Origin of the sequence: Pseudomonas sp. YNh (assembly GCF_037993085.1) — a bacterium.
Taxonomy (GTDB): domain Bacteria; phylum Pseudomonadota; class Gammaproteobacteria; order Pseudomonadales; family Pseudomonadaceae; genus Aquipseudomonas; species Aquipseudomonas putida.
Window position 1 is genome coordinate 77552 of sequence record NZ_JBBMRJ010000006.1, and the last position, 15863, is coordinate 93414.

Genomic DNA, 15863 nt, shown 5'->3' on the forward strand with positions numbered 1-15863 from the left:
GGTACTCCACAGGTCTTGAAGCTGTTGCTCAACCTGTGGGAGCTGGCTTGCCGGCGATAGGGCCGGAACAGGCGAATAAAATCAGCTGTCAGGCATGCGCGCCGCTGCAAAGGCCTGCAACTGCGGGTAGAACTCGCGAAAATCCGCCAGCAGCGGCTCATACAGCCGCTCCAGCTCCACCATCACCCCGGCCATGCCCTCAGGTCGCGACAAACGCCGGGCAATGCCGTTGAACACATGCTCCAGGGTGGCAAAATCGCCATACGCCCCTAGCCAGTCATCCGCTGCCATGAACGGTGCAATCCGCGCCAGCCGCCCCGGCAGCTCTGGCTCCGCCAGCAGCACCCGATAAAACGCGCCAGTAAACTGCTCAAGGGGCTGCTCGGCGTAGTTGCCCCAATCCCGCGCCAGGCAATGGTCGAAGAATACATCCAGGACGATGCCGGCAAAGCGCCGCCGCTCACGCGGAAAGCGCGCCAAGGCTGCCAGCACCAATGGGTGCTGATCGGTGTAGCTGTCGATATGCCGGTGCAGCCGGATAGCCGCCTCCAGCGCAGGCGGGAAGCGACCTTCCAGCGAGCCCTTGACAAAGTCGCCATACAGGCTGCCAAGCAGTTGTTGCGGCGCCGGGCCGCCCAGGTGCAGGTGTGCGAGGTAGTTCATGGGCGCAGTCTAGCACCGCTCACCAATATATCGTTATAACGCGATATAGCGATTCGTACTCAGCTCAGAACCTCTTCGTATTTGTATATCGGGATCGGGCGATTTACATTTCGCCCTATCGCGATATACCGCTACAACGAGCCTCACCCCATGCCTCTTGATCTCGACGAAATCATAAAAGCGCTGGCCCACCCGGTCAGGCGAGAAATCCTCAGCTGGCTGAAAGACCCGGCAACGCAGTTCCCCGACCAGTACCACAGCACCGAAAACGGTGTGTGTGCCGGGCAGATCGACCAACGCTGCGGCTTGTCGCAGTCGACCGTCTCCGCTCACCTGGCCACCTTGCAGCGCGCCGGGCTGATCAGCAGCCAGAAGATCGGCCAATGGCACTTCTTCAAACGCAACGAAGCCACCATCGAGGCGTTCCTCGAACAACTGCGCCAAGCACTTTGACAAGGCAGGTAACCGCTATGACCACGCTTTTCGATCCGATCACCCTGGGCGACCTGCAACTGCCCAACCGCATCATCATGGCCCCGCTCACCCGCTGCCGGGCCGACGAAGGCCGCGTGCCCAATGCGCTGATGGCCGAATACTATGTGCAGCGCGCCAGCGCCGGGCTGATCCTCAGCGAGGCGACTTCGGTCAGTGCCATGGGCGTCGGCTACCCGGATACCCCCGGCATCTGGAACGATGAGCAGGTGCGTGGCTGGAACAACGTCACCAAGGCCGTGCATGCCGCCGGCGGGCGCATCTTCCTGCAGCTGTGGCACGTTGGCCGTATCTCCCACCCCAGCTACCTGAACGGCGAACTGCCGGTTGCCCCCAGCGCGATCCAGCCCAAGGGCCATGTAAGCCTGGTGCGCCCGCTAAGTGACTATCCCACCCCGCGCGCGCTGGAAACCGAGGAAATCAACGACATCGTCGAGGCCTACCGCAGCGGTGCCGAGAACGCCAAGGCTGCCGGTTTCGATGGTGTAGAGATTCACGGCGCCAACGGTTACCTGCTCGACCAGTTCCTGCAAAGCAGCACCAACCAGCGTACCGACCGCTATGGCGGGTCGCTGGAAAACCGTGCACGCCTACTGTTGGAGGTGACCGATGCGGCCATCGAAGTGTGGGGCGCGAACCGCGTAGGCGTGCACCTGGCGCCCCGTGCCGATGCTCACGACATGGGTGATGCCGACCGCGCCGAAACCTTCAGCTACGTGGCTCGCGAGCTGGGCAAGCGGGGCATTGCGTTTATCTGCTCGCGGGAGCGGGAAGCCGATGACAGCATCGGCCCATTGATCAAAGAAGCGTTCGGCGGCTTGTACATCGTCAACGAGCGGTTTGACAAAGCCAGCGCCAATGCGGCCCTGGCCAGTGGCAAGGCCGATGCAGTGGCGTTTGGCGTGCCGTTCATCGCCAACCCCGACCTGCCGGCGCGGCTGGCGGCGGATGCGCCGTTGAACGAGGCGCGGCCAGAGACTTTCTATGGCAAGGGGCCGGTGGGGTATATCGATTATCCGCGGTTGTAATCACGGTTGCCGGGGCCGCTTTGCGGCCCTATCGCGACGCAAGGCCGCTTGTGTCGCGATAGGAGGGCAACGCCCTCCCTTGGAGCGTCACGGCCGAGCGTTGATCTGCTGTTGCAGATTCTGAACCTGGCTCTGCAAGGTATTCAGGTTGCGGGTCATCTGCGCCCGGAAGGCATCGAACTCCTGCACCGACGCACCACCGGACGCTGCCGCAGCCGGGCGGTTGTCGATCTGGCTCTTCAACACCAAAATATCCTGTTCCAGGCCCTGGATTGCCGCGCTCGGGTTGCCCTGCTTCTTCAGTGCCGCCACTTCGCTGCCCAGGCTCTTGAGCTGCCCGTCCAGCTTGCCGCCATCCACCTGCGCGGCCTTCAGCGCGGCAACCTGCTCGTTCAGGCCTTTGAACTGGGCATCCAGCTTGCCGCCATCAACCTGACCCGAACGCAACGCGGCCAGCTCGCCGTTCACCAGCTTCAGCTGCGCCTGCAGCTGGGTTTGCAGCTCGGTCACAGCCTTCTGCTGTTCACGGGTATCGGCCAGCACTTGCTCCAGGCGTTTACCCAAGTCACCTGTCTGACCGGCCACTCCCTTCTGCAACTGGCGCAACTGCAGCTTCAGCGCCTCGCTGCTGCTGGTAACGCCGGATTCGCTGGCCTCCACCTTGCCACTGATCGCCTGCAAACGCCCGGCGGCTTCTTCACTGATGCGGGCAAAGCTCTCCTGGGTCGCCACCAGCTGCTGCTCCATCAGCGAGATCTGCTGGAAGCTCCACCAGCCCAGGCCCGCCAACGCGATGAACGAAGCGCCGAGCAGCGCCCACAACGGCGCCGTGCTGGCCCCGCGGGCGGCTTTCTGACGGCTGCGCACCACGTGCGCCGGCATCAGTTCGTCATCATCAACGGTGCCCGCCCGCAAGGTAGGCACGTCATCGTAGTCATCGTGAGCATGGTTACGCATGGATACATTCAACCGCGGTAGTCGCAAAGAGGCACGAGTATAAACCGCAAGCGCGGCGTGTTGATGACCATTGTCACGCCAGCGGCTTTACTGCCCTGGCGGCAAATGCTTCCACCAACCGCAGAATTCATCCAGCGCCGTCCACAGGCTGACCTTGGGCTGGTAGTCCAAGTACTGCCGCGCACGGCTGATATCCAGGGTGAAATCACGGCTCATCACCTGCATCCCCAAGCGCGACAGGGTGGGTTGCGGGCGCCCCGGCCATAACATGCAGGCCGCCTCGTTCACCGCGGCCAGGCTGTAGGCCAGGCCATAGGAACGGTAGCGGGTAACCTGCGGCAGCTGCATCTGGCGCATCACGTAGTTGACCACGTCCCACAGCGGCAGCGGCTGGCCGTTGCTGATGTTGTAGGCCTGGCCCAGCGCACGGTCATCGGCGAACAAGGCGCTGAGCAGCGCCTCGTTGAGGTTGTGCACGCTGGTGAAGTCGACTTTGTTCAGGCCGTTGCCGATGATCGCCACGCGGCCTTTGCGCTGCATCTGCATCAGCCGCGGGAAGATGCTGGCATCGCCGGCACCGGTGACGAAGCGCGGGCGCAGCGCCAGCACTTCAAGGCCGAACTCCTGGGCCCCAAACACTTTTTGCTCCGCCAGGTGCTTGGTTTGCCCATAGTGGTCGTGAAAACGACGCGGCACCTGGTCTTCACGGATGTCTAGGCGCGAGCGGCCATTGAAGTAGATCGACGGCGACGACAGGTGCACCAGGCGCCGCACATGTTCCTTCAGACAGCCCTCGACCACGTTTTCGGTGACGACCACATTGCCCTGGTAGAAGTCCTGGTAGCGCCCCCAGTTGCCCACCGCGCCGGCACAGTGCACCACAGCCTCCATGCCCTGGCACAGGCGGCGGGCCAGCTCGGGATCACCCAGGTCGCCTGGGATGAACTGGGCGCCGCGCTTGACCAGGTGCTCGACCCCTTCGGCGCGGCGGCCGCTGACCCGCACGTCCAGGCCCTGCTCCAGGGCGAAGCGCGCAAAGCGCCCGCCAATGAAGCCACTCGCGCCGGTGACCAGAATTCGCATGTAAGACTCCGTCTTGCCAGATTTCAGATGCAACTGACGCCAGCCGTGGCTACAAGGGCACCAGCCATTGCTGCGCGGTGTGCCGCAGGTGGTCGGTCAGTTGCGCGAGCAATTGCCCGCCATTGCGCCAATGATGCCAGTACAGCGGCACGTCGATGGGGGTATCGCTGCAGATTTCCACCAACTGCCCGCTGGCCAGTTGCTCCCGAGCCTGCAGTTCGGGCACCAGCCCCCAGCCCAGCCCGGCCTCGGTCATGCGCAGGAAGCCTTCGGACGACGGGCACAGGTGGTGCAGGAAACCGTCCTCGATGCCCAGTGATGCCAGGTAACGATGCTGCAGGAAATCATCCGGGCCGTACACGATAGCGGGGGTCCGGGCCAGGCGGCTGGCGACAAAACCCTGGGGGAAATGCCGCGCCATGAAGCCGGGGCTGGCCAACGCCCGGTAGCGCATGGCCCCCAGCAGCAGGCTGCGCGCCCCGGCAACCGGGCGTTCACTGCCACACAGGCAGGCCGCCACCTCGCCGGCACGCATGCGTTTCAGGCCCACTTCCTGGTCTTCTACCACCAGGTCGGTCAGCACGTTCTGCTGCGCACAGAAGTTGCCCACCGCACCGGCCCACCAGGTAGCCAGGCTATCGGCGTTCAGGGCGATGCGCAGGCGCTCCGGCATGCCCTCTTCGTCCAGCGCCGGCACCTGGCGCTGCAAGTCACGTTCAAGCAGGCGCACCTGCTGCACATGGTTGAGCAACTGGCGGCCGACTTCGGTCGGGCTGGGCGGCGTGGCACGCACCAGCACCGGTTGCCCGACCCGCGCTTCAAGCAGCTTGATGCGCTGGGAAATGGCCGACTGCGACAAGCCGAGCACTTGCGCGGCACGCTCGAAGCCACCCTGTTCGATCACCGCCGCCAAGGCGGCGAGCAACTTGTAGTCGAACATCGATTTCCCTAATGCCTGATCAGCTTTATTTGTTTTTCTTATACAGCGCCAACCACCACAATGGCCAGCATCTTTAGTTTCCTTTATGGAGGGCACGCCATGTGGCAAAGCTATCTCAACGGCATGCTGGTGGCCTTCGGCCTGATCATGGCCATCGGCACCCAGAATGCCTTCGTCCTCGCCCAGAGCCTGCGCCGCGAGCATCACCTGCCGGTAGCGGCGCTGTGCATTGTCTGTGACGCGCTGCTGGTGGCTGCCGGGGTATTCGGCCTGGCCACTGTGCTGGCGCAAAACCCGACCTTGCTGGCCGTTGCGCGCTGGGGCGGCGCGTTGTTCCTCATATGGTACGGCGCCAAAGCCCTGCGCAGTGCCTTTTCCAAACAAAGCCTGCAGCACCAGGAAGGCCAAGGCATGCGCTCGCGCCGTGCCGTACTGCTCAGTGCGCTGGCGGTAACGCTGCTGAACCCGCACGTCTACCTTGATACGGTGTTGCTGATCGGCTCGCTGGGCGCCCAGCAGACCGAGCCTGGCGCCTATGTGGCCGGGGCGGCCAGTGCCTCGCTGATTTGGTTCTCGACACTGGCGATAGGTGCGGCCTGGCTGGCACCGTGGCTGGCCCGCCCGGCGACCTGGCGCATGCTCGACCTGATGGTGGCGGTGATGATGTTCGCGGTGGCGGCGCAGTTGATCTTCAACTGAGCTCTGGCCTGCATGGCCCGGCACACATCGGTTGGCCTGGAAACGACCACCACTGGTCGGTACCCGCCAACCGCTGCGGAACCTCTATTCCCTATGTTTGTTGCGTGGTTATGCGCCGGGGCTGGTGCTATGATCGACCCCTTGCGTCGCAAAGAGTACAAACTCGCCGACGCTCATAGGGCCGCCCGTGATCGGCCCTGCGCAAACCGCGAACTAGACCTGAATCAGGAGATCCACCATGGCTTTTGAATTGCCGCCGCTGCCGTACGCCCACGATGCCCTGCAGCCGCACATCTCCAAGGAAACCCTGGAGTATCACCACGACAAGCACCACAACACCTATGTCGTGAACCTGAACAACCTGGTCCCAGGCACCGAATTCGAAGGCAAGACCCTGGAAGAGATCGTCAAGAGCTCTTCGGGCGGCATCTTCAACAACGCCGCTCAGGTCTGGAACCACACCTTCTACTGGAACTGCCTGTCGCCAAACGGCGGCGGCCAGCCTACCGGTGCCCTGGCTGAAGCCATCAACGCCGCTTTCGGTTCCTTCGACAAGTTCAAGGAAGAGTTCACCAAGACTTCGGTTGGCACCTTCGGTTCCGGCTGGGGCTGGCTGGTGAAGAAAGCTGACGGTTCCCTGGCCCTGGCCAGCACCATCGGCGCCGGTTGCCCGCTGACCAGCGGCGACACCCCGCTGCTGACCTGCGACGTCTGGGAACACGCCTACTACATCGACTACCGCAACCTGCGTCCGAAGTACGTCGAGGCGTTCTGGAACCTGGTCAACTGGGCCTTCGTTGCCGAGCAGTTCGAAGGCAAGACCTTCAAGGCCTGAGTCCTTCAGCCCTGAACGTAAAGACCCGGCCATGCGCCGGGTTTTTTTATGCCTGTGCCGGCCTCTTCGCGGGCATGCCCGCTCCCACAGATACGGCGCTGCCGGTGAACTTGATGTTATCCCTGCGGGAGCGGGCGTGCCCGCGAAGAGGCCGGCACGGTTTTGCTTGCTCAGCCCGTATACCGCGCTAACATCAAACCTCTGGAAGATTGACACAGCGCACTCAAGTTGCGGGGTCAGGCAACCGATACACTGCTCATGATCGGCCGGTAGTGTATCGTCATCGTTGATGGCAAAATGATGCCATGCGCATGGATTAAGGAAACCCCATTGAAGCTGGAATTGCGGAACAGCTTGTCGGTCAAGTTGCTCAGGGTCGTGCTGCTGTCGGCGTTGGCGGTTGGCGTCGTGCTCAGCTGTGCGCAAATTGTCTACGACACTTACAAGACCCGCCAGGCCGTGAACAACGATGCCCAGCGCATCCTCGACATGTTCCGCGACCCCTCCACCCAGGCGGTGTACAGCCTCGACCGCGAAATGGGCATGCAGGTGATGGAAGGCCTGTTCCAGGACGAGTCGGTGCGCATGGCGTCCATCGGCCACCCCAACGAAACCATGCTGGCAGAAAAGTCCCGCCCGCTGCAGGACATGTCCATGCGCTGGCTGACCGACCCGATCCTCGGCCAGGAACGCACCTACACCACGCAACTGGTCGGCCGCGGTCCCTACAGCGAATACTACGGCGACCTGAGCATTACCCTGGACACCTCGTCCTACGGCGAAGACTTCCTGATCAACGCGGTGATCATCTTCATTTCCGGCGTACTGCGGGCCTTGGCCATGGGCCTGGTGCTGTACCTGGTCTACCACTGGCTGCTGACCAAGCCGCTGTCCAAGATCATCGAGCACCTCACCCAGATCAACCCCGACCGACCCAGCCAGCACCAGATACCGCTACTCAAGGGCCACGAAAAGAACGAACTGGGCCTCTGGGTCAATACCGCCAACCAGCTGCTCGCATCGATCGAGCGTAATACCCACTTGCGCCATGAAGCCGAAAACAGCCTGCAGCGCATGGCCCAGTACGATTTCCTCACCGGCCTGCCCAACCGCCAGCAACTGCAGCAGCAACTGGACAAGATTCTCGTCGACGGCGGCCGCCTGCAACACCGTGTGGCGGTGCTCTGCGTGGGCCTGGACGACTTCAAGGGCATCAACGAGCAGTTCAGCTACCAGGTCGGTGACCAACTGCTATTGGCCCTGGCCGACCGCCTGCGGGCCCACAGCGGCCGCCTGGGCGCTTTGGCGCGGCTGGGCGGTGACCAGTTTGCCCTGGTGCAGGCCAATATCGAGCAGCCGTACGAGGCGGCCGAACTGGCGCAAAGCATCCTCGACGACCTGGAAGTGCCCTTCGACCTCGACCACCACCAGCAGATCCGCCTGCGCGCCACCATCGGCATCACCCTGTTCCCCGAAGACGGCGACAGCACCGAGAAGCTGCTGCAGAAAGCCGAACAGACCATGACCCTGGCCAAGGCCCGTTCGCGCAACCGCTACCAGTTCTACATCGCCAGCGTCGACAGCGAGATGCGTCGCCGCCGCGAGCTGGAAAAGGACCTGCGCGAAGCCCTGCCGCGCAACCAGCTGTACCTGGTGTACCAGCCACAGATCAGCTACCGCGACCACCGCGTGGTCGGCGTCGAGGCGCTGCTGCGCTGGCAGCACCCGGAGCTGGGCATGGTCCCGCCGGACCAGTTCATTCCGCTGGCCGAACAGAACGGCAGCATCATCAGCATCGGCGAATGGGTACTGGACCAGGCCTGCCGGCAACTGCGCGAATGGCACGACCAAGGCTTCAGCGAGCTGCGCATGGCGGTCAACCTGTCCACCGTGCAGCTGCACCACAGCGAACTGCCGCGGGTGGTCAACAACCTGCTGCAGGCCTACCGCCTGCCGCCACGCAGCCTGGAGCTGGAAGTGACCGAGACCGGCCTGATGGAAGACATCAGCACGGCCGCCCAGCACCTGCTGAGCCTGCGCCGCTCCGGGGCGTTGATTGCCATCGACGACTTCGGCACAGGCTATTCGTCGCTCAGCTACCTGAAATCACTGCCGCTGGACAAGATCAAGATCGACAAGAGCTTCGTTCAGGACCTGCTCGACGACGATGACGACGCCACCATCGTTCGGGCCATCATCCAGCTGGGCAAGAGCCTGGGCATGCAGGTGATTGCCGAAGGGGTGGAAACCGCCGAACAGGAAACCTACATCGTTGCCCAGGGCTGCCACGAGGGCCAGGGCTATCACTACAGCAAGCCGCTGTCGGCCCGAGAGCTGACCAGTTTCCTCAAGCAGGCGCAGCGGAATCAGGTTTCGATGCTCTGAGCCGGCCTGCCGGGTTACAGGCTGTGACCGGCAATTACATGAATTGCGCACCCGCCCCTTTACAGCAAATGCAAATCTTTCGCATGATGTTGCGGTTTCGCGTGCCACGGCGCACGGTCCACCCCTTGGTCCAACCACACGATGCAGGAAAACCAATAATGATTCGAATGCCTCTGGCCTCCGCCAGTCTGCTGGCCATTGCCATCGCTCTCGCCGGTTGCGGTGAAAAGGACGACAAAGCCGCCGCGCCGCAAGCCCAGGCACCTGCTGCTGCCGCCAGCACCACCGCTGCTGCGCCAGGGGCTGTCGACGAAGCCGCCGGCAAAGCCGTGGTCAAGCACTACGCCGAAATGGTCTACGCCGTGTACAGCGACTCGCTGAGCACCGCCAAGGCGCTGCAGACCGCAGTCGACGCGTTCCTGGCCAAGCCCAACGACGAAACCCTGAAGGCCGCCAAGGAAGCCTGGTTCGCCTCGCGCGTACCGTACCTGCAGACCGAGGCCTTCCGCTTCGGCAACACCATCATCGACGACTGGGAAGGCCAGGTGAACGCCTGGCCGCTGGACGAAGGCCTGATCGACTACGTCGACAAGAGCTACGAGCACGCCTTGGGCAACCCGGCCGCCGGCGCCAACATCATCGCCAACACCGAGATCCAGGTGGGCGAAGAGAAGGTCGACGTCAAGGACATCACCCCCGAGAAGCTGGCCAGCCTGAACGAACTGGGCGGTTCTGAAGCCAACGTCGCCACCGGCTACCACGCCATCGAGTTCCTGCTCTGGGGCCAGGACCTGAACGGCACCGGCCCAGGCGCTGGTAATCGTCCTGCGTCGGACTACCTGGAAGGCCAGGGCGCCACTGGCGGCCACAACGATCGCCGCCGTGCCTACCTGAAAGCGGTCACCGACCTGCTGGTCAAGGACCTCGAAGAGATGGTCGGCAACTGGGCGCCGAACGTTGCCGACAACTACCGTGCCACGCTGGAAGCGGAGCCTGTCAACGACGGCCTGCGCAAGATGCTGTTCGGCATGGGCAGCCTGTCGCTGGGTGAACTGGCTGGCGAGCGCATGAAAGTTTCGCTGGAAGCCAACTCGCCGGAAGACGAGCAGGACTGCTTCAGCGACAACACCCACTACTCGCACTTCTATGACGCCAAAGGCATCCGCAACGTCTACCTGGGCGAGTACACCCGCCCGGACGGCACCAAGGTGACCGGCCCGAGCCTGTCGTCGCTGGTAGCCAAGGCTGACCCGGCCGCCGACGCCACCCTCAAGGCCGACCTGGAAGCCACCGAAGCCAAGATCCAGGTGATCGTCGACCACGCCCTCAAAGGCGAGCACTACGACCAGCTGATCGCCGCCGACAACGCAGCCGGCAACCAGATCGTGCGTGACGCCATCGCCGCCCTGGTCAAGCAGACCGGTGCGATCGAGCAGGCTGCAGGCAAGCTGGGTATTGCCAACCTGAACCCGGACACCGCAGATCACGAATTCTGATCTTGCTGTAGCGGTTCTCAGAAAAGGCGGCCTTCGGGGCGCCTTTTTGGCATCTGGCCCTATCGCCGGCAAGCTAGCTCCCACAGGTACTCAACAGTTTTTGAGGCTGCTGGTTTAGCTGTAAGAGCTGGCTTGCCGGCGATAGGGCCCGACCAGGCCACCACAAACACTGGCCAACTGACACCGATTTCATCCAGCAATTGCAAATTGCTCTTATTCAAACACCCCCACTTTGCTAAGCTTGCACGCCGGTTTTCGCTCACGCCCAGGATCCTTGATGTCCTCGTCGCTGTCCCGACTTTCCCCCCTGCTGCTAACCCTTGCCCTCGCCGCCTGTGACGACGCCCCGCGTTTCACCCAGGCCGAGCCCGGCGAAGCGTTGTCGGGTGGCAAGGCGACCGTGCAGCGCAGCGACCGCAACGCCTATTCATTGCCCTCGGCCAACCTCTCGCCCGAGCGGCGCCTGGACTTCGCCGTGGGCAACAGCTTCTTCCGCAACCCCTGGGTGATCGCCCCGTCCACCACCACCGCACGTGATGGCCTGGGCCCGCTGTTCAACACCAACGCCTGCCAGAACTGCCATGTGCGCGATGGCCGTGGCCACCCGCCAGAGCCGGATGACAGCAACGCGGTGGGCATGCTGGTACGCCTGTCGATCCCCGACCAGCCCTACCTCGCCAAGGTCATCGAGCGCCTCGGCGTGGTGCCGGAGCCGGTGTACGGCACCCAGTTGCAGGACATGGCCATCCCTGGCGTGGCGCCAGAAGGCAAGGTGCGGGTGAGCTACACCCAGGAAACCGTGTCGTTCAAGGACGGCCACCAGGTAGAGCTGCGCAAGCCAACCCTGCAGATTACCCAGCTCGGCTATGGCGTGATGCACCCCGACACCCGTTTTTCGGCGCGGGTAGCCCCCCCGATGATCGGCCTGGGCCTGCTCGAAGCCATCCCCGAGGCCGACCTGCTGGCCAACGAAGACCCGGACGACCACAACCGCGACGGCATTCGCGGGCGGGCCAACCGGGTGTGGGACGACGCCCAGGGCAAGACCGTGGTCGGTCGCTTCGGCTGGAAGGCCGGGCAGCCCAACGTCAACCAGCAGAACGTGCACGCCTTTGTCGGCGACATGGGCCTGACCAGTACCCTGCAACCCAAGGACGATTGCACCCCTGCCCAGGCCGACTGCCTGGCCGCGCCCAACGGTGACGGTGCCGATGGCGAAAAGGAAGTCAGCGACAACATCCTGCGCCTGGTCACCTTCTACACCCGTAACCTGGCCGTACCGGCCCGCCGCGATGTGAACGCGCCGCAGGTGCTGGCGGGCAAGAACCTGTTCTACCAGGCCGGCTGCCAGGGCTGCCACACTCCGCAGTTCACCACCGCCGCCGATGCCGCCGAGCCAGAGCTGGCCAACCAGGTCATCCGTCCTTACACCGACCTGCTGCTGCATGACATGGGCCCGGGCCTGGCTGACGAACGCACCGAATTTGCCGCCAACGGCCAGGACTGGCGGACCCCGCCCCTGTGGGGCGTGGGCCTGAACGAAACGGTCAGCGGCCACAGCCAGTTCCTGCACGACGGCCGCGCCCGCAACCTGCTTGAAGCCGTGCTCTGGCATGGTGGCGAAGCCGACGCGGCACGCAATTTCGTACTCACTTTCAATGCCGAGCAACGCGCCGCGTTGCTGGCGTTCCTGAACTCACTTTAAAACGCGCAAAGGAGCCGGGCATGTTCCGACCCAAACTGTTGTTCACCAGCCTCGCCGCACTCGCCCTCGGTGCCTGCTCGCCGCAGGATCCGCAAGCAGTGACCTCTGCCGCCATCGCCAAACAGGTCATTCTGCCCACCTACAGCCGCTGGGTCGAAGCCGATCGCGCGCTGGCCGCCAGCGCCCTGGCGTACTGCGAAGGCAAGGAAGGCCTGGACAAGGCCCGCGCCGACTTCCTCAACGCGCAAAAGGCCTGGGCCGAGTTGCAGCCGCTGCTGGTCGGCCCGCTGGCCGAAGGCAACCGCGCCTGGCAGGTACAGTTCTGGCCCGACAAGAAGAACCTGGTCGGCCGCCAGGTCGAACAGCTGGTCAACGGCGACAAGCCGGTCGATGCCGCCTCCCTGGGCAAGTCCAGCGTTGTGGTACGTGGCCTGTCGGCCTACGAGTACATCCTGTTCGACAGCAAGCCGGACATCGCCACGGCCGAGCAGAAAGCCCGCTACTGCCCGCTGCTGGTGGCCATCGGTGAACACCAGAAGGTCCTGGCCGAGGAGATCCTCAAGGGCTGGAACAGCACCGACGGCATGCTTTCGCAGATGACCAAGTTCCCGAACCAGCGCTACGCCGATTCCCACGAGGCAATCGCCGACCTGCTGCGCTCCCAGGTCACCGCCCTGGATACCCTGAAGAAGAAGCTGGGTGCGCCGATGGGTCGCCAGAGCAAGGGCATCGCGCAGCCGCTGCAAGCCGAAGCCTGGCGCAGCCACAACTCGCTGAAAAGCCTGGAGGCCACCCTCAAGGCCGCCGAAACCGTTTGGGTCGGGGTCGACAACCAGGGCCTGCGCGGCCTGCTGCCCAGCGATCAGAAAGCGCTGGCGGACAAGATCGACGCCGCCTACGCTACCTCGCTCAAACTGCTGGCCGACAACCAGAAAACCCTCGGTGAGTTGTTGGCCGACGACGCTGGCCAGCAAACCCTCAACCAGATCTACGACAGCCTCAACGTCGTCCACCGCCTGCACGAAGGCGAGCTGGCCAAGGCGTTGAACATCCAGCTGGGCTTCAATGCCAACGACGGTGACTGATCATGCTGCGACGCCAGGCACTCAAACTCGGTAGCGTATTGCTCAGCGCCCTCACCTTGGGCGGCTGGAGCCTGTTCCGCAACAAAGGCAGCGAACCCTTGCTGCTCTCGGCGCGTGACGACGGCGACGGCAAGCACTATGCCGTCGGTTTCCGCCTGGACGGCACCGAGGTGTTCAGTACCCAGGTCGCGCAGCGTTGCCATGCCATCATTCACCACCCCGAGCAGCCGATCGCCCTGTTCGTCGCCCGTCGCCCCGGTACCGAAAGCTACCTGGTCGACTTGCGCGACGGGCGCCTGCTGCAAACGGTAGCCTCGCAGCCGAACCGGCACTTCTACGGCCACGCCGTGGTGCACAAAGGCGGCGAATGGCTGTATGCCACCGAGAACGACACCACCGACCCGGGCCGGGGCGTGCTCGGCGTGTACCGCTTCGAAGGTGAACGCCTGGTACACACCGGCGAGATCCCGACCCACGGCATTGGCCCGCACGAGGTGGCCTGGCTGCCCGATGGCGAAACGCTGATCGTGGCCAACGGCGGTATTCGCACCGAAGCCGAAAGCCGGGTGGAGATGAACCTTGACGCCATGCAGCCGAGCCTGGTGCTGATGCAACGCGACGGCACCCTGCTGAGCAAGGAAACCCTGGCCCAGCAGATGAACAGCGTGCGCCACCTGGCGGTGGGCAGCGATGGCACCATCGCTGCCTGCCAGCAGTTCATGGGCGATGCCGATGAAACTGCCGAGCTGCTGGCGATCAAGCGCCCGGGCGAGCCGTTCAAGGCCTTCCCGGTGCCAGAGCGGCAGTTGCAGGCCATGGCCCAGTACACCGCAAGCGTTGCCATCCATAGCGAACTGCGGCTGGTGGCACTGACCGCGCCCCGGGCCAACCGCCTGTTTGTCTGGGACCTGGACAGCGGCGCAGTTCGCCTGGATGCACCCATGCCTGATTGCGCAGGGGTTGGCGCGGTGAAAGACGGCTTTGTCGTCACCTCCGGGCAGGGCCGTTGCCGGTTCTACGATTGCCGCAAGGCCGAACTGGTCGGGCAACCGATGAACCTGCCATCCGGCTTCTGGGACAACCACCTGCATCTCGTCTGATTGATCCGCTGCCTTCACCGGCCCCATCGCCGGCAAGCCAGCTCCCACAGGTACACCGCAGGTTTCAGGACCTGTGGTGTACCTGTGGGAGCTGGCTTGCCGGCGATGGGGCCGGTTCAGACAATTCACTCCCCTTCAATCAAAAAACAGTCAATACTTCCCCCATCCACACGTGGGCAGGATCGCCCGTTGTCGTGTCCAGGCTAATAACAACCGTATCCAAGGAACCGGACCTATGCTGCGCCGCCGCATGCTGATCATGTTGGCCGTGGTTCTGCTGATCGTGCTGGCCCTGGGGGGCTACAAGGCTTTCTCGATCTATCAGCAGATCCAGATGTTCACTGCCCCCAAGCCGCCCATCACCGTAGCGGCAGCCTTGGCCGAACAGCGTCAGTGGCAAGAGCGCCTGCCCGCCGTCGGCAGCCTCAAGGCACTGCAGGGTGTGGAGCTGAGCCTGGAGGTGGAAGGTATCGTCAAAGCCCTGCACTTCAACTCGGGCCAGCAGGTCAAGGCCGGGCAATTGCTGCTGCAACTCAACGACGACCAGGAAACGGCCCTGCTCGGCACCGCCCAGGCAGACCTGGGCCTGGCCAAGGTGGATTTTGGCCGTGGCAGCCAACTGGTCGGCGACTCGGCCATCTCCCGTGGCGAGTTCGACCGCCTTAGCTCCCAGTACCGCCGAAACCAGGCGGTGGTCGAGCAGCTCAAGGCGCAGAAGATCAAGAAGAGCATCAACGCCCCGTTCAGCGGCACTATCGGTATCCGCCAGGTGGACATCGGCCAGTACCTGGCCGCCGGCACGATGATCGCCACCCTGCAGGACACGTCCAGCCTGTACGTAGACTTCAATGTGCCGGAGCAGGCCCTGCCGAAGTTGAGCCTGGGCCAGCAGGTGCTGTTGCAGGTGGCCGCCTACCCGGGCCAGACCTTCCCCGCCAGCCTCAGTGCCATCAACCCCAAGGTCGAGGAAACCACGCGCAACCTGCTGGTGCGTGCCACCTTGGCCAACCCCGACGGCAAGCTGCTGCCAGGCATGTTCGCCAACCTGCTGATCCTGCTGCCCAACCCGCAACCGCAAGTGGTAGTGCCGGAAAGCGCCATTACCTACACCCTGTACGGCAATTCGGTGTACGTCGCCGCGCCGAAGAAGGACAAGGACGGCAAGCCAGAAAACGACGACAAGGGCCAACCCCAGCTGGTCGCCGAACAACGCACGGTCCAAACCGGCGAGCGCCGCGACGGCGTGGTGGTGGTCAGCAAGGGCCTGCAAGCCGGCGAACAGGTGGTCACCGCCGGGCAACTGAAGCTCACCCCGGGCGCCGCGATCCGCATCGGCCAGGACAAAGCCCTCAAGCCCGAACAGGGCGCGACGGGCAAGGACTGACAGGAGGCTGG

The 15863-nt window shown here is 63.7% G+C and carries 14 protein-coding genes; 10 read left to right on the top strand and 4 right to left on the bottom strand.

What is annotated here, in order from left to right; genetic code table 11:
* Positions 1 to 81: 81 nt before the first annotated feature.
* Positions 82 to 663 (bottom strand): acyl carrier protein phosphodiesterase, encoded by a 582-nt coding sequence (locus WF331_RS07910; RefSeq protein WP_174370232.1) that lies wholly within the window; start codon positions 661 to 663, stop codon positions 82 to 84.
* Between the two features lie 150 nt (positions 664 to 813).
* Between WF331_RS07910 and WF331_RS07915 the strand changes: the two genes are divergently transcribed.
* Together WF331_RS07915 and WF331_RS07920 are read left to right on the top strand one after the other, a co-directional pair.
* Positions 814 to 1116 (top strand): ArsR/SmtB family transcription factor, encoded by a 303-nt coding sequence (locus WF331_RS07915; protein ID WP_016498090.1) that lies wholly within the window; start codon positions 814 to 816, stop codon positions 1114 to 1116.
* 17 nt (positions 1117 to 1133) lie between these two features.
* Positions 1134 to 2183, top strand: coding sequence for an alkene reductase (locus WF331_RS07920; RefSeq protein WP_016498089.1), 1050 nt, complete (start codon positions 1134 to 1136; stop codon positions 2181 to 2183).
* Between the two features lie 87 nt (positions 2184 to 2270).
* Here WF331_RS07920 and WF331_RS07925 read toward each other — a convergent pair whose 3' ends face one another.
* The 3 genes from WF331_RS07925 to WF331_RS07935 all read right to left on the bottom strand — a co-directional run bounded on the left by WF331_RS07925 (position 2271) and on the right by WF331_RS07935 (position 5163).
* Entirely contained in the window at positions 2271 to 3140 is an 870-nt protein-coding gene (locus WF331_RS07925) for an ATPase (protein ID WP_340622792.1), read from the bottom strand.
* Positions 3141 to 3227: 87 nt separating this feature from the next.
* Complete coding sequence (locus tag WF331_RS07930; RefSeq protein ID WP_016498087.1) at positions 3228 to 4223, bottom strand: NAD-dependent epimerase/dehydratase family protein; 996 nt, start codon at positions 4221 to 4223, stop codon at positions 3228 to 3230.
* A gap of 49 nt (positions 4224 to 4272) precedes the next feature.
* Positions 4273 to 5163, bottom strand: a complete 891-nt coding sequence (locus WF331_RS07935; protein WP_016498086.1) for a LysR family transcriptional regulator ArgP — start codon at positions 5161 to 5163, stop codon at positions 4273 to 4275.
* A gap of 99 nt (positions 5164 to 5262) precedes the next feature.
* Here WF331_RS07935 and WF331_RS07940 point away from each other — a divergent pair, with 99 nt between their 5' ends.
* The 8 genes from WF331_RS07940 to WF331_RS07975 all read left to right on the top strand — a co-directional run bounded on the left by WF331_RS07940 (position 5263) and on the right by WF331_RS07975 (position 15852).
* Positions 5263 to 5862, top strand: a complete 600-nt coding sequence (locus tag WF331_RS07940; RefSeq protein WP_016498085.1) for a LysE/ArgO family amino acid transporter — start codon at positions 5263 to 5265, stop codon at positions 5860 to 5862.
* 238 nt (positions 5863 to 6100) lie between these two features.
* The gene (locus WF331_RS07945; RefSeq protein ID WP_012312902.1) at positions 6101 to 6697 is read left to right on the top strand and encodes a superoxide dismutase; all 597 of its coding nucleotides are present in this window, start codon (positions 6101 to 6103) and stop codon (positions 6695 to 6697) included.
* 330 nt (positions 6698 to 7027) lie between these two features.
* Positions 7028 to 9082, top strand: coding sequence for a putative bifunctional diguanylate cyclase/phosphodiesterase (locus WF331_RS07950; protein ID WP_016498084.1), 2055 nt, complete (start codon positions 7028 to 7030; stop codon positions 9080 to 9082).
* 158 nt (positions 9083 to 9240) lie between these two features.
* Complete coding sequence (locus tag WF331_RS07955; RefSeq protein ID WP_241799585.1) at positions 9241 to 10578, top strand: imelysin family protein; 1338 nt, start codon at positions 9241 to 9243, stop codon at positions 10576 to 10578.
* Between the two features lie 277 nt (positions 10579 to 10855).
* Positions 10856 to 12283 (top strand): di-heme oxidoreductase family protein, encoded by a 1428-nt coding sequence (locus WF331_RS07960; RefSeq protein ID WP_016498082.1) that lies wholly within the window; start codon positions 10856 to 10858, stop codon positions 12281 to 12283.
* A gap of 20 nt (positions 12284 to 12303) precedes the next feature.
* The gene (locus WF331_RS07965) at positions 12304 to 13368 is read left to right on the top strand and encodes an imelysin family protein (protein ID WP_284360557.1); all 1065 of its coding nucleotides are present in this window, start codon (positions 12304 to 12306) and stop codon (positions 13366 to 13368) included.
* A gap of 2 nt (positions 13369 to 13370) precedes the next feature.
* Positions 13371 to 14468 carry a DUF1513 domain-containing protein gene (locus WF331_RS07970; RefSeq protein ID WP_049273256.1) on the top strand — a complete coding sequence of 366 codons (1098 nt, stop codon included), beginning with the start codon at positions 13371 to 13373 and terminating at the stop codon, positions 14466 to 14468.
* Between the two features lie 235 nt (positions 14469 to 14703).
* Positions 14704 to 15852: an efflux RND transporter periplasmic adaptor subunit gene (locus WF331_RS07975; protein WP_340622793.1), complete on the top strand. Its 1149-nt coding sequence runs from the start codon at positions 14704 to 14706 to the stop codon at positions 15850 to 15852.
* The last annotated feature ends 11 nt before the right edge of the window (positions 15853 to 15863 follow it).

Excerpts from the sequence above, each read along its gene's own strand:
- WF331_RS07940 (WP_016498085.1), top strand. The coding sequence starts at position 5,263 with ATGTGGCAAAGCTATCTCAACGGCATGCTGGTGGCCTTCGGCCTGATC.
- WF331_RS07975 (WP_340622793.1), top strand. The coding sequence starts at position 14,704 with ATGCTGCGCCGCCGCATGCTGATCATGTTGGCCGTGGTTCTGCTGATC.
- WF331_RS07915 (WP_016498090.1), top strand. The coding sequence starts at position 814 with ATGCCTCTTGATCTCGACGAAATCATAAAAGCGCTGGCCCACCCGGTC.
- WF331_RS07930 (WP_016498087.1), bottom strand. The coding sequence starts at position 4,223 with ATGCGAATTCTGGTCACCGGCGCGAGTGGCTTCATTGGCGGGCGCTTT.
- WF331_RS07910 (WP_174370232.1), bottom strand. The coding sequence starts at position 663 with ATGAACTACCTCGCACACCTGCACCTGGGCGGCCCGGCGCCGCAACAA.
- WF331_RS07970 (WP_049273256.1), top strand. The coding sequence starts at position 13,371 with ATGCTGCGACGCCAGGCACTCAAACTCGGTAGCGTATTGCTCAGCGCC.
- WF331_RS07965 (WP_284360557.1), top strand. The coding sequence starts at position 12,304 with ATGTTCCGACCCAAACTGTTGTTCACCAGCCTCGCCGCACTCGCCCTC.
- WF331_RS07925 (WP_340622792.1), bottom strand. The coding sequence starts at position 3,140 with ATGCGTAACCATGCTCACGATGACTACGATGACGTGCCTACCTTGCGG.
- WF331_RS07960 (WP_016498082.1), top strand. The coding sequence starts at position 10,856 with ATGTCCTCGTCGCTGTCCCGACTTTCCCCCCTGCTGCTAACCCTTGCC.
- WF331_RS07920 (WP_016498089.1), top strand. The coding sequence starts at position 1,134 with ATGACCACGCTTTTCGATCCGATCACCCTGGGCGACCTGCAACTGCCC.
- WF331_RS07935 (WP_016498086.1), bottom strand. The coding sequence starts at position 5,163 with ATGTTCGACTACAAGTTGCTCGCCGCCTTGGCGGCGGTGATCGAACAG.
- WF331_RS07945 (WP_012312902.1), top strand. The coding sequence starts at position 6,101 with ATGGCTTTTGAATTGCCGCCGCTGCCGTACGCCCACGATGCCCTGCAG.
- WF331_RS07955 (WP_241799585.1), top strand. The coding sequence starts at position 9,241 with ATGATTCGAATGCCTCTGGCCTCCGCCAGTCTGCTGGCCATTGCCATC.